Below are 14,500 nucleotides of genomic sequence, written 5' to 3'. Positions count from 1 at the left end.
AGAGCTCTCCTGTAGGATAAAAAAGTGATTTTTTATGGCTATTTATTTTTCCTATCCGCGCTGACGCCAGTAGCGAATCAGGTTGTGATAATTGGTTTTTATTTTCAGGATAAGCGTTTCCTCATCAATTTTTCCCGCCAGCCATTGCAATGACGGCTGACCGAACAGCGTTCTTCCAACGGCAAAACCTTTGACGATTGATTTACCTGCCGCCGCATTGAAACTGGCCTTCAAGATCGTTTCAGGGGCATCAAGACCAAGAATTACTACCCCACGACAATAAGGATCGCGTTGTTCAATTAATACAGTGAGTTGATCCCAGGTTGCAGGTTGCATTGGTGGTAATTTCCACCAGTCTGGTTTAATGCCAAGGTTGTAAAAACGCTGGAGTGCACGTAGGTAAAGCTCATCAGAATGGGGCATGTCTACTGGCAAAATAACTTCCAGCAACACTTCATGACCGGATTGACAACAAGCGGCATAGACTTCCTGTACGGTTTTTTCCTGTTCTAAACGTAATGGATGGTCATCTTCTGGATGAAAGAATACTAAGCATTTCACGATATGTTCCTGCGGCCAACTAACCAACTGGGAACCAATATTGCCGTGTTCAAGACAAAGCGGTCGGGAACCGGGCAATTCAATCGGACGGCCAATCCATAGCCCCTTCCCTGTTGCGGCATTCAGTACGTCTTGACCGAAACTACTGTCACACAATATTCCCGCTTTTCCTTCCAAACGGGCTTCTGTGCTGACTTCCTGACTAGCACGGAATAAGAGCTTTTTCAGTTGTGGAATTCGATCGAGACTGGCATTTACCTTGCGAGCCATTTCGACAAACTGGATGCGATGGTCAAATGCCATAACACATAATTCATCCCATTGTTTGTGACGGTTACCAATCCGATGCAGATGGTTAAGATGTGAATCTAAATCAGGGCGTGGCACTTCTGTTGTCCGCATTAGATAATTGTCCAACTCCGTTTTATCTGGCATGGCGGGCGCACAACCATGACGGGAAACAACCAAAGCGCCACAAGCATTGGCATAGATGCAAGCCTGTTCCCAACTTTCGTTATTAAGGTAGCCGCGCAATAAACCAGACATAAAGGCATCACCCGCCCCCAAAACGTTCAAGACTTCTACCTGAACACCCTGTACGGTAATCCCCTCATCCAAGGTGTCGGGAATATTGGCAGTAAATACCGAACATCCCAAAGCGCCACGCTTACAAACCAATGTTGCTGCCGTCAACTCCCGAACCTGACGCAGGGCTTCGACTGTATCCGTAGATCCACCAGCAATGTGAAACTCTTCTTCCGTCCCTACAATTAAGTCAAATTGAGAGAGTACTTCCTGCAATCGCGCTGTTACTTGCCCTGAAGCGATATAACGGGTTTCACCGTCTCCAAGTGAAGTCAGCCCCCACAATACTGGACGATAATCGATATCAATGGCGGTTTTGACACCATTACGACGGGCATATTGCAGTGCAGTCAAGACAGCATCACGAGTCTGTAGGTGAGAAAGATGGGTTCCGGTAATCGCCAGACAACGGGCAGAGGCAATATAATTTTCGCTGAAATCATTTCGGGTGATTGCCATATCTGCACAGTTATCGCGATAAAAGATCAGCGGAAAAGTTTTGTTATCTTTAATGCCGAGTAAAACCAAAGCTGTCAACCGCTCTTTGTCGGTGATCAAATGGCTGGTATCACAGCCAACCCGCTTCAGTTCCTCACGTAGAAAGCGTCCCATATGTTCATCGCCAACCCTTGCCAGCATTGAGGATTTTAATCCCTGACGTGCGGTTCCGTACGCGACATTTCCCGAAGACCCACCTAAGTATTTTGAAAAGCTTCCCATATCTTCCAAGCGGGAACCAATTTGTTGGCCATACAGATCAACTGCGATACGTCCCATGCAGATAACATCAAACTTTCTATGCTGCTCCATAATTCACCTCTTAGCGGATTAGGGTATATTTCGTTAACCCTTTGATTCTGCTTAACACCAGAATTTAATTAATTTCATCTAGGTTCTTAGATAGGTTTCCAGATAACCAATTGAGATTTGTGGTGAATTTTCTATCTTTCTGATGCATTTACTTTTTCCGATGTATTTACCGCCACTGGACGTTTAAACAATGTCCGATTTAAACAATGTCCGGCCTATCTGGTAGAAGACATAACTCAAAATGCTGGCTGCAAATACACAGTAAAGAGCCATCACATAAGTTGGCGCGTTCTCAGCAAGAAAAACATACATGGAGATAGCAGCCAGTGTAATTAGCCATCCTATCGGTTTCACTATCGACCAAGGAGTAATATCCACCTGTTCTGTATACAATTCTTGATAAGATTCAGCAGGGAAGAAATAACCAATCGTCAACATGAAGATGATATTCAGGACAAACAGAATGCCAACCAGATGGAAGAAGTGAATATTGATGTTCAGGATAAAGTTGCAAATGATGTAAGCCGACATACCGAACAACAGTCCCAATTTTGCTGCGATCGGGGGAACACGTTTTGCCATCAATCCAACCAGAACCACGCTGAGGATCGGGGCATTGAAAATGCCCTGTAACTGCTGGATCAAGTAGAACAAACCGTCAGGCGCATTAGCGACAAGTGGGGCAATGATCATAGTTGCCAATGCGAGTCCGATCCCCAGATATTTACCTACAGCCACAGCCTGCGTTTCAGTGGCATTTGGGTTGATCCGTGACTTGTAGATATTGACGGTAAATAATGTTACGGAAGAGTTCAGGCCACCACTGAATGTTGAGAATACGGCTCCCACAACAACCGCAGCAAAGAAACCAATCAGAATTTTGGGCAATACTAATTGCACCAATGCAGGATAAGCGTTATCTGGATTATCCATTTGACCGTTGAAAATATGGAATGCAATTATCCCCGGTAAAATAATGATGGAAGGAATGATGAGTTTAAATAAGGCGCACAGCATTACGCCTTTTTGTCCTTCCGCCAGATTCTTGGCACCCAATGCTTTTTGTACAATGGATTGATTGGTACACCAAAAGAACATGTTGGAGACAATCAGCCCCGTGAACAGAGTCGAAAACGGAACAAGTGAGTCTTCACTGCCAATAGAATTGAATTTTTCTGGATGAGCCTGATAAACATCAGTTAAACCTTTCCATGCACTACCATCCCCTGCATACAATAAGGCAAACACAGTTACCATCAGGCCGCCCACAATCAAGCCAACACCATTAATGGTATCAGCAACCGCAATCGCTTTGATTCCGCCAAAGATTGCGTAAATAGCCCCAAGCCCTCCCATTCCCCAAACCATGATCCAGAGCGCGGTGGTTTTATCAACCTGAAAAACTTGGGAAACCTGAAACAGACTTTCCAGAGCAATAGCTCCTGTATACAAAACGATGGGTAATAATGAGATCACATACATCGCCAAAAATAGAATTGATGTAATCAGTAAAGTATTTTTATCAAATCGGCGTTCAAGATATTCTGGGATGGTAGAAATGCCTAATTTCAAATATTTTGGTAAAAAGTAAATGGCAAATAAGACAATAGTTAAAGCTGCAATCACTTCCCAAGCCATAACAATAAACCCGGTTTTGAACGCCAATCCGTTTAAGCCGACCAAATGTTCTGTAGACAAATTCATTAGTAACATGGAGCTGCCAATATATATTCCGGTCAGGGAACGCCCGCCAAGAAAATAACCTTCGGTCGAATCACTTAAATGCTTGTTTCGCGTTTTGTAATAAGCAAATCCCGCTACCAGCAAGGTAAAACCAATGAAAGAAAGAAAAGATGACATATATCCCTCCACCCTGATTAACCGTTTTCAACAGCAATGAGTAGACCAAGCTATTGGAAACAACTTATTGAAAATAATCTTCCTGTTCTTATTTTGTGGAAATAACGATGCTCCTGAGGATCTTTTCCTTTACCGCCATGCCATACTTCGAAGTTTATTGTGCATAGAAACGGTCTGCCGCGGTTATGGTTGTTATGAATGCTGGAACAAACATGTTGTTTTTATGAAATAAACATTCCAGCAATAGTATTTTTGAATCTTATCGTTATAGTTTGATTTCTTTACCGGATTGAAGGGATTCGAGCGCCCTGTCTGCAAGGTATAAAGCCCGTTCTCCATCGATGCCGCTGGTTTCTGGTATTACCCTGCCAGCCATGACATCAACAAAATGGCTCCATTCCGCAATGTATGCGTCACGGTAACGTTGCAAGAAGAAATGCTCTGGCTTGGCTGTGGTACAACCACTTTCTCCCCAAAACTCCACACTGTTTTCTTTAATATTTCCAGCAGTCAAAAGCCCTTTTTCGCCATGCAATTCCAAGCGTTGATCATAGCCATAACCAGAACGGCGGCTATTAGTGATGGCCGCCATTGCTCCTGATGGGAATTTCATGACAATAAACGCAGTGTCAATGTCGCCAGCCAGACCAATGGCCGGATCGACAAGATTACTGCCATGAGCATAAATAGCACATGGTTCTTCGCCAATGATAAAACGCGCCATATCAAAGTCATGAATGGTCATGTCCCGGAACATGCCGCCAGACACACGTACATAATCTGTGGATGGAGGGGAAGGATCACGGGAAGTAATGAGCAGAGATTCCGCTTTGCCAACCGCACCAGCATCAAGCAGGTTTTTCATCCGACGGAATTGCGGATCGTAACGACGATTAAACCCGACAAACAGAGGAACCTGACACGCTTTTACCGTTGCAAGACACTGATGAACCCGTTCAAGATCAAGATGAACCGGTTTCTCGCAGAAAATCATTTTATTGTGCCGGGCAGCCAATTCGATCAGATCAGCATGAGTATCTGTTGCTGATGCAATCAAAACACCATGAACTTCAGGATCTGACATCGCTTCTTCGGCAGTCTGTATTTTGGCCTGATATTGGTATGCCAATGCTTCAGCACTTGCCAGATGTGGATCTATCACAGAATAAAGATGAGTTTCTTGATGATTGGCAATGTTCACAGCATGAACCTGCCCAATTCGCCCTGCGCCAAATAATGCAATGTTGAACATGAATGCTCCTTGATACCTCAGTATCTGCTTTTGGTGTGGATAAAAACATACCAAATAAAATATTTATTTCAATTTTGTTTTATTTGAAAATTTTATTTTTTAGAGCTGGCTCATATAACTTTCATCTGAGGGCAACTTACCGTCAATTTCCTTCATGATTTATGAGAACAGTCGGGTTAATCACAAAAGGAGCAGAAGTGAGGGCTGGTATAACCAGCGACAACCTGTTCATCATCAAGTTTGATGTCATCAGAAAGCTATAAGTGAAAATGAATTGTTATCATTGTTAATTATTTTCCATCTCTGTCATTTTGAGTAAATTATCGTTTTTTTTAGTAAATATGATTTTTTAATAAATTAAAAAAGCTAGATTTCCATAAAAATATCTTTTAAGGATATGTATGAGAAATTTTCTAATAAACAAAATAAGTTTATCTCCAAATGACGAAGTTTTTGAACATGTACATGCGTTACTGGTTAGCCAGAGAGGAATATTATTAACAGAAGGATATTTCTCAGGTCATGACGAATTATGGGGAAAAGATATTGGTAAGATAGATTTCAATCAAGATACCTTATATGACATAAGATCAGTAACAAAAAGTATTGTATCTATTTTATATGGGCTGGCCTTGGAGTATAAGAATGTTCCTCATTTAGAAAGCTCTATAATCGAACACTTTTCCGAATATCGTAAGAACGATAGTTTTGATCATATCAATATAGAACATGCGATTACTATGACAATGGGCATAGAATGGAGTGAAGATTGTTCTTATCACGATATCAGAAATGATGAAATAGGTATGGATATATTTTTTCCAAAACAGTGATAGATAAAGCTGGTAAAACATGGTGTTACTCAGCAGGAAGTACGGCTATTTTAGGTCGTATAATAGAAAAATACACAGATTGCCCTTTGCCTGAATTTGCCAATGAAGTATTGTTTAAAAAATTAGGTATTAAGCATTTTCATTGGCATAAAGGAATAGATGGGGTCGCATCTGCGGATTCTGGATTACACCTAACCGCAAGAGATTTATTAAAAATAGGTCAATTGATATTAAATGAAGGCAAATGGGCAGGAAATAATATAGTCCATGCCACATGGATAAAAGAATCCCTTAAACCACGATTTTTTACAGGGACAGAGTATTATGGTTATCTTTGGTATATTGATAAATATACCTCCCCTATAAATGGTCATCAATATGATTGGTATGCTGCATTTGGAAATGGTGGACAAATATTATTAATTATTCCTGAAATAGAGTCTACTATTGTTATTTTCAGTGGCCGTTATAATAAAGTTAACATATGGAAAAATTTATTTTCATTGTTGGAGGAAAATATATTTCCTAAGCTGATAGAGAAATTATAGTATTATTTTATTGACATAGCATTTTATTGACATAGTATTTTATTGATTTTACCCATGCCTGGCATGGCAATCAGCCATCATATTAGATGTATTTTTATACAAAATATACACATATTATGTGAGGATTATTAACGAAATTAAACTTTCTGGGAATATTAAAAATAATCTGCTGCCGTAGATTTACAATAATATGGACAAGGTAAACAATGTGTTCCACAAATTGATGAAAAGGAAATTAAAATGAAAAATGTTTTTAATGTATTAATGAATTGTAAAAAAATAGTTTTTCTAGTTTTCATTTCTGCGCTAATCAGTGCATGTGCACAAAATAAGGCAGAAGAGAAAAAATCCGATATATATGATCAAGCACTTGAAGTTAACCAATGGATATGGCCAACGTTGGGAACAAAAATAGAGTTTAATGAAAATGAACCGGGAATAAATATATTAGGCGAGCGTGGTCAAGATGTTTTGGCTGCCGAAAATGGTCAGGTGGTCTATGTAGGCGATGATCTCAGAGGCTACAAGAATCTGATTGTGATTAAACACAATGATACTTTCCTTAGTGCTTATGCGAACAATAACACTGTATTGGTCAATGAAGGAGATACCGTTTTACGTGGGAATAAGATAGCCACCATAGGAGAAGATGCTTCTTCAGCACACTTGCATTTTGAAATCAGGAAAAATGGAATCTCTGTTGATCCACGAAAATTGTTACCCCCAAATAAACCATACCATGATAAAAAAAGACCAATTTGAGCCGTTTTTCAAATAGACTGCGCGCAGAAACCTCACGTACATCGTACATACAGTACGTGAGGTTTTTGAGCATGGCCCTGATTAAATAAATATCCAGTACCGATTAATACTGACGCACTTTTTTCTCCACATATTCCCTGATTTTCTCCGCCGATTCAGTAACTTTTGGATTATCAGCAAGCTGTGCGGTTCCTGTTCTCCACCATGATCCATAATCATGAGTCATCGTTTTGGGAAGTACTTTAATATCAATCAACGTTGCACATGTCTGCTTCTGCGCATCCTGCAAAGCGGCAATCAATTGTTGCTCATCATGCACCCGATAACTTTTGCAACCGTAACTTTCCGCATTCTTAGCAAAATCTACGGGTATCAGAGCACCGTCCAATTTCCCGCTTCGCTGATTGCGATAACGATTTTCCGTAGCAAAACTTCCCATACCTTGGCTCATCTGCAAGTTATTGATGCAACCGAACCCTGCATTGTCAAACAGTAGTACGGTGATCTTAATGTTTTCCTGAATAGCCGTTTGTAATTCACTGTTCAACATCAGATATGAACCATCACCAACCATTGCGTAAACTGGCTGTTCTGGACAGGCAAGTTTTGCCCCCAGCGATGCAGCAATTTCATATCCCATACAGGAATAACCATATTCAAGGTGATAAGTATCAGGTACTTTAGGTTGCCAGATGCGCTGTAAATCTCCCGGCAGAGATCCCGCAGCTCCCACAACAATGGCGTTAGGCTCCAAATATTGATCCATCAGGCCAAGCACGCGGGTTTGGGTCAGATTGGTTTGCAGTGTTTCGCTGTACTCTTCCAGCTTATCGTCCAGATGCCCTGTGATTTCTGGCTTGCATCCGGCCTGATACTGAATGGAAAACAAGCGTTCTAACTCCTGCTGCCAGGCTGCTTTTGCCTGTACAATTTCTTGCTGCCACTCTGAATGCCATGCTGTTTTTGATAGCTCCTGTGCAATGGCATTCAGCCCTTCACGGGCATCCGCCAGTACGCCAACAGCATCCAGTTTAAAGGCATCAAATTCCGCTACATTGATAGTAAGAAATTCAACTTCTGAGTGTTGAAACAGAGATTTTGAGGCCGTCGTAAAATCGGTAAAACGAGTACCAACACCAATAATCAAATCGGCTTCCTTGGCAAGCTGATTCGCTGCCAAACCACCTGTCGTGCCAATTCCGCCACAATTCAATGGATGGACTGCCACGACTGCACTTTTCCCCGCCTGAGTTTCAGCAAACGGGATATTGAATGTTTCAGCAAAATGACGAAAAGCCGCATGTGCTTCGGAGTAACGTACCCCACCACCACAAATCAACAATGGCTTTTTCTTGCGCTTAATCAGTGCGATTGCTTCTTGAATCCGCCCCAGAGAAGCGGGACGGCGTTCAATCTGGTGAACCCGTTTTTGGAAAAAGTAATCGGGATAATCCCATACTTCTCCCTGAACATCTTGCGGAAGACAAATTGTGACAGCACCGGTATCTGCCGGATCAGTCAATACTCGCATGGCATGGATCATAGCTGTCATTAATTGCTCTGGTCGGGAAATGCGATCCCAATAACGGCATACTGGCCGGAAACAATCATTAGTGCTGATAGTGCCATCACCATATTGTTCAACTTGTTGCAAAACAGGATCAGGCTGACGACAAGCAAAGGTATCTCCCGGTAATAACAGCAATGGAATACGGTTCGCCGTTGCAGTTGCGGCAGCTGTTACCATATTGGCCGCTCCGGGACCAACAGAAGAGGTTACGGCAAAAATCTGCTGACGTTTTTTCTGTTTGGCAAACCCCGTCGCAATATGTGCCATTCCCTGTTCATTACAGCCCTGATAAACGCGAAGGTGCCCCGGTTCCTGCTCCAATGCTTGCCCTAATCCCACCACATTCCCGTGACCAAATATCGTGAAGACACCCCGAATAAAGGGATATTCCTCTCCATCAACATTGACATATTGCTGGTTAAGGAATTTAACCAAGGCCTGAGCCATTGTCATTTTCTTCGTATTTGTTGATCTGTTGTTCATGAAATAGCTACTCCATCGTTGGCATTACAAAGTGGCTCTCATGATGTTCCAAACGTACACTGGCAGGCCAACGACTAGTGACGGTTTTCATGCGAGTATAAAAGCGCACACCATCATTACCGTGTACATTCAGTGGCCCAAAAATGGAACGCTTCCAGCCACCAAAACTATGGAATGCCATTGGCACCGGAATGGGAATATTTACCCCAACCATACCGGCTTGCACATCTTCACTGAATTGGCGGGCGGTTTCACCATCACGGGTAAAAATTGCCGCCCCGTTGCCATATTCATGGTGATTAACTAATTTCAATGCAGTGTCATAGTCAGATACGCGGACAACAGCAAGAACAGGGCCGAAGATCTCTTCTTTATAAATTTTCATGTCTGGCGTGACATAATCAAACAGTGTCGGCCCCACAAAATAACCATTTTCATAACCTGCTACCTGATATCCCCGCCCATCCACCAGCAATTTTGCGCCCTGCTCTACACCACTACGAATGTAGTCACAGATTTTTGCCTTATGCTGCTCAGATATCACTGGCCCCATATCATTTTCTTTTCCTTCGGTAATACCGATACCGATAGACATATGGCTGATTTGATATCGGAGTTTTTCCACTAATTTATCTGCAATCTCATCCCCAACAGCCAATACAACAGACAATGCCATGCAGCGTTCTCCCGCTGCACCAAAAGCCGCCCCCATGATGGCATTCACGGCCATATTCATATCCGCATCCGGCATCAAGACACTGTGATTTTTCGCACCTCCCAATGCCTGACAACGTTTGCCATGCGCTGATGCTGTGGCATAGACATATTCCGCAATTGAGGTCGAACCAACAAAACTCACCGCCTGAATGCGAGGATCAGTCAGCAGCACATCAACCACCTCTTTATCCCCTTGCACAATATTGAACACGCCATCCGGCAAACCAGCTTGCTGCAATAATTTCGCCAGTTCAATCGAAAGAGACGGATCTTTTTCAGATGGTTTCAGGACAAAAGTATTTCCCGTCGCCAATGCGATGGGAAACATCCACATTGGCACCATCGCAGGAAAGTTAAATGGCGTGATACCAGCACAGACGCCCAACGGCTGCATCAAGGAGTGGCTATCAACCCCCGCCCCTACATTGGCAGAGTATTCCCCTTTTTGCAGATGAGGGATCCCACAGGCAAATTCGACCACTTCAAGGCCACGCGTTAATTCCCCCACAGCATCGGAATAGATTTTTCCATGTTCTTCAGTGATCAACCTTGCCAATTTATCCCGATTTTCTTCAAATAACGATTTGAATTTGAACAATATCCGGGCACGTTTCAATGGAGAGGTTTTTGACCATTCTTTAAAGGCCAGATGAGCAGCTTCAATGGCTTGCTCAGTCTCATGAACTGTGCTCAAGGCAACCTGTCGAATTTTCTGCCCTGTGGCTGGATTGAAAATAAGTGAAATACGATCACTTTGACTATCAACGAGTTGCCCGCCAATAAAGTTTTTAATCTGTTCCATTCTGAGTCTCTCTAAATACAATTGCGATTGAACTAATTACGATTGAACCAGAAAATTACGATTGAATTACAAACATTGAATCATCGTGATACAGATATATGAAATATATATTTCATTTTCAATGAAATTTGGAATAACCTTTAATTAATGTGATCAACACGCTATTTTTATGCAATTACATTCATTACACAGTGGCAACTTGCGAGCATCTTCGCCTGTATCAAGCATAATTGCCTGAGGATGAATGAATTATCCATTTCATTACAATTTCTTTATGGGGGCATGATGTCTGCTGCAACTAATCTGAATGAACTTCAAGAACAAGTAAGAACCCGCTATGGTGAATTAAGTAAAAGGTTACAACAAGTTGCAAGATATGTACTGGATAATACTAATAGTGTCGCATTTGATACTGTTGCTGTTATTGCAAAAGAAGCCAATGTTCCACCTTCTACATTGATCCGCTTTGCCAATGCTTTTAATTTCAGTGGATTCAATGAAATGAAACAATTGTTCCGCATGAATCTGGTAGAAGAAACAGCCAGTTATACCGATCGGGCACGGTTGTTCAAAGAATTGGATAACAACCATCAGATACCAGAAGAGCCTCAACATATTTTGCAGGAATTTGCTCATTCCAATGCTCAGGCCATGCAGCAACTCGCAGCCCGCACACCCGCAGAAGATTTGAATAAGGCAGTGAGTTTGCTGGCGAATGCCCACAATATTTATATTATCGGCCTGCGCCGTTCTTTCAGTGTCGCGTCATATCTTGCCTATGCCCTCAGTCATCTGGAATGCCGTCCTCTGTTAATCGATGGTTTAGGAGGAATGTTCCGCGAGCAAATGAATATGATTGGTCCCAAAGATGTCGTGATATCTATCAGTTTTACACCGTATGCCGAAGAAACGGTGATGGTTAGTGAAAGAGCCGCACAAGCAGGTGCGAAACAAATTGTGATTACTGATAGCCAAATTAGCCCACTTGCGAGTTTTAGTGATGTTTGCTTTGTAGTGAAGGAAGCACAGGTTGATGCGTTCCGTTCTCAGTCTGCAACCTTGTGTTTAGTGCAGTCATTGACGGTAGCACTAGCGTATCGGCAGGGAGATGCAAGATAAAAACTTATCCATAAAATCCGGAATAAATGTAGCACGTGATCAATATGGCTTATTACCATAGTGATCACGCCAATCATGACCAAAACGATTAAATCACCGCTATTAAAATTTTGAGGCTTAACATTTTATAAATAATGATTGATTTAAAATAATATTTAATTGCTTCCAATCTACAGGTATGGTTATTAAAACAAATAGTTTAATAATAATACAATTAACCAATGAATAAAATTATTATCAACCAATGCATTAACAGAAAAAACCATCCCTCTATCAGACAAAATAATCAAACTATTAGAGCCTAAAATGCCATGCTGCAATGATATTTAATATCAATAGGTTATTTCTTACAATAGTGATTATTTATCCAATCAACTTCATAGTTGTAATTGATTTAAATAGCCATTTTTCCACCTAATAAAAATACAGACTGAATATGCTTAAAAAGCAGAGCTCAAGCTGTATTGAATATAATTTAGAATTATAGCGGAGTATTTACATGGATAAGATTCTCGCTTCTCCATTTATTCAGTTCTTTTGGAAATCATGGGTTATTGAACCTAACTCATCTACATATAATATCGTTATGGAACAGAATATTAAGGGAAGTTTAGATGAAGAAAAATTAAAATGGGCTCTCCAAGAATTTCTTGATCTTTATCCTTTTTTCAAATATCGGATTGAAGAAAAAGATAATGAGTTATATTGGATTTCTGACTCAGATAAACCATATGTCGTTGAATTTACGCACCTTTCTAATAATGAAGAACAATTGAAGCAATTTGCCCTACAGCCATTTGACCTCATAAAAGGACCATTGATTCGATTTGGTTTAATCAAAGAGGCAGAACAACAATTTCAATTATTCATCGTGCTGCACCACATTACTGGTGATGCGCAGGGTATAGAAGAGTTTTTTCACAATATATCTGATCTGTACAACCAACGCCCTCTGCGTCATGCCCCAATGACCTTGCAACAAGCGTCAGAGAAATTTGAACAAGATCGCCAACTATTAAAATTATTGAGCAAATATAACCCCGAAGAATATTGGAAAAAATGCCTGTCGGATGTAACTACCAGTAACCCATTGCCCTATCTGTCTCAACAAGCGATAGGTGAGCCTGAATTACCTAATGAATTTCGTTTCAACGTGCCATTAGAAGATTGGAATAATCTCACACAATCTTTAGCTCCCTGTAAATCATTCCTGGTGTTTAAAACGTTATGGGCAACATTAGTAGCCCAATATATTCCATCAGGTAGAGTTCATCTCATCTATCCCATAGCAGCCCCTGAAGGAGCATCTCTTTCGCTTGGCGCTCAAATCAATGCCGTCGTTTTTCCTCTGCGTTTGCATGATACCGACAGTTTTAATTCTCTCTATCAAGCTACGTTGAACTATAGCGCATCATTGAAAGCACAGCCTGATCTGCGTTTTTCAAATTTACCTATATTTCAGGCGGTGCCTCTCAATCTCGTAAATCAGCTCAACGTCGGCATCAATCAGGCTAGTTTTAAAGACATCAGTCTGGAATTAGATGGTTGTGAAGTTAATTACGGTAATCGTTTCAATAATGATTTAGCCGTTACAGAGTGGATATTGGAATATCATCTGGAAAAGAATCATTGGGCGTTTCGTATCCGATATCATCCCAATCTTTTCCATGCAAAACAAATCAGAGCGTTGGGTGAACAATTCCAGCAGTTGTTAGTGAATGCACTGACCAATCCCGAAACTCCGATATCACAACTTCCTTTACTAACTCCTGAGCAAACACAAACATTATTGGAATACGGTAATCTAAAACAGTTAGGAGATACAGAAGCTAAACGGCACAACAGCCTGACGATTGATTTAATACGGACACATTATCAACAAGCAACCGGGCTATCACAATCAGCTGAGGCTGAAATATCAGGCGTTCAAGCTTATGTGCTGAATGAACGATTACAGCTGGTACCAATGGGGCTAAGTGGTGAACTGTATCTATCAGGGCCAGAACTGGACAATAATTATTTGGAAAAACCAGCCTTGGCTGCCAAGCAGCTTATTGCCAATCCGTTTGTTCAACATACCAATGATAAGTGGCTCTACCGTACTGGCGAGCAAGTCCGCTGGCTACCAAATGGAGAGCTGGAATATCTGAATGCAACGCACTGCGATTCACTGAAAGAAGCGAGTTAAGTTAACAACCCGCGAAACAACGGCGTGATCGTGATGTTTACAGACATAATGATCGCGCCAAATTATCCCTTCATTCCAAGTAACGACCGCATCAAGCAAGTGGAAAAATTATTGTTGATTATTCGAAACCTTAAAAAATCCTGCGCCCCTATTTTAGTTTATTCCCGTCATTATTTTAAATCCCCTTCATTTAGTTAATTTATGTGATATTTACATATAAAAACAATAACCTTAAATTTTTATTATTAGCGCATATTATAAAATTATCTATATATTTAAATATTTTATGATTCTCGTATTATTTAAAATAATATTTATTTAATTTTAGCGTGAAAGTATCTTTTAAAGGCTAACTGTTTCAAAAAACAATAATAACTATCAATTAATATAATTATTGGTAACTAATTTTT

General features: G+C 41.0%; 10 protein-coding genes. 5 read left to right on the top strand and 5 right to left on the bottom strand.

The annotated features are described in order from the left end of the window. Positions 1-51 precede the first annotated feature (51 nt). The 3 genes from Xvie_RS01820 to iolG form a co-directional block, all read right to left on the bottom strand. Positions 52-1,956, bottom strand: coding sequence for a bifunctional 5-dehydro-2-deoxygluconokinase/5-dehydro-2-deoxyphosphogluconate aldolase (locus tag Xvie_RS01820; RefSeq protein ID WP_086107685.1), 1,905 nt, complete (start codon positions 1,954-1,956; stop codon positions 52-54). Between the two features lie 183 nt (positions 1,957-2,139). After that, positions 2,140-3,816, bottom strand: coding sequence for a solute:sodium symporter family transporter (locus tag Xvie_RS01815; protein WP_086107684.1), 1,677 nt, complete (start codon positions 3,814-3,816; stop codon positions 2,140-2,142). Positions 3,817-4,081: 265 nt separating this feature from the next. Then, complete coding sequence (gene iolG / locus Xvie_RS01810; RefSeq protein WP_086107683.1) at positions 4,082-5,068, bottom strand: inositol 2-dehydrogenase; 987 nt, start codon at positions 5,066-5,068, stop codon at positions 4,082-4,084. Between the two features lie 401 nt (positions 5,069-5,469). Between iolG and Xvie_RS01805 the strand changes: the two genes are divergently transcribed. The 3 genes from Xvie_RS01805 (at position 5,470) to Xvie_RS01795 (ending at position 7,211) form a co-directional block, all read left to right on the top strand. Next, a complete protein-coding gene (locus tag Xvie_RS01805) occupies positions 5,470-5,901 on the top strand; it encodes a serine hydrolase domain-containing protein (RefSeq protein ID WP_086107682.1) in 432 nt (143 codons plus the stop codon). After that, positions 5,898-6,449 carry a serine hydrolase domain-containing protein gene (locus Xvie_RS01800; RefSeq protein WP_167376214.1) on the top strand — a complete coding sequence of 184 codons (552 nt, stop codon included), beginning with the start codon at positions 5,898-5,900 and terminating at the stop codon, positions 6,447-6,449. The genes Xvie_RS01805 and Xvie_RS01800 overlap by 4 nt, the downstream gene beginning before the upstream one ends. Before the next feature lie 240 nt (positions 6,450-6,689). Continuing rightward, a complete protein-coding gene (locus Xvie_RS01795; RefSeq protein WP_086107680.1) occupies positions 6,690-7,211 on the top strand; it encodes a peptidoglycan DD-metalloendopeptidase family protein in 522 nt (173 codons plus the stop codon). A 103-nt stretch (positions 7,212-7,314) separates the two neighbouring features. Here Xvie_RS01795 and iolD read toward each other — a convergent pair whose 3' ends face one another. Next, positions 7,315-9,264 (bottom strand): 3D-(3,5/4)-trihydroxycyclohexane-1,2-dione acylhydrolase (decyclizing), encoded by a 1,950-nt coding sequence (gene iolD / locus Xvie_RS01790; RefSeq protein ID WP_086107679.1) that lies wholly within the window; start codon positions 9,262-9,264, stop codon positions 7,315-7,317. Positions 9,265-9,271: 7 nt separating this feature from the next. Then, positions 9,272-10,783, bottom strand: coding sequence for a CoA-acylating methylmalonate-semialdehyde dehydrogenase (locus Xvie_RS01785; RefSeq protein ID WP_086107678.1), 1,512 nt, complete (start codon positions 10,781-10,783; stop codon positions 9,272-9,274). A gap of 285 nt (positions 10,784-11,068) precedes the next feature. Between Xvie_RS01785 and Xvie_RS01780 the strand changes: the two genes are divergently transcribed. After that, positions 11,069-11,902: a MurR/RpiR family transcriptional regulator gene (locus tag Xvie_RS01780; protein ID WP_086107677.1), complete on the top strand. Its 834-nt coding sequence runs from the start codon at positions 11,069-11,071 to the stop codon at positions 11,900-11,902. A 499-nt stretch (positions 11,903-12,401) separates the two neighbouring features. Continuing rightward, complete coding sequence (locus Xvie_RS01775; protein WP_086107676.1) at positions 12,402-14,090, top strand: condensation domain-containing protein; 1,689 nt, start codon at positions 12,402-12,404, stop codon at positions 14,088-14,090. Positions 14,091-14,500 lie beyond the last annotated feature (410 nt).

It is taken from the genome of Xenorhabdus vietnamensis, assembly GCF_002127535.1.
Taxonomy (GTDB): Bacteria; Pseudomonadota; Gammaproteobacteria; order Enterobacterales; family Enterobacteriaceae; genus Xenorhabdus; species Xenorhabdus vietnamensis.
The sequence above is the reverse complement of the archived record's forward strand: the minus strand, read 5'-3'. Positions and strand labels throughout refer to the sequence as shown.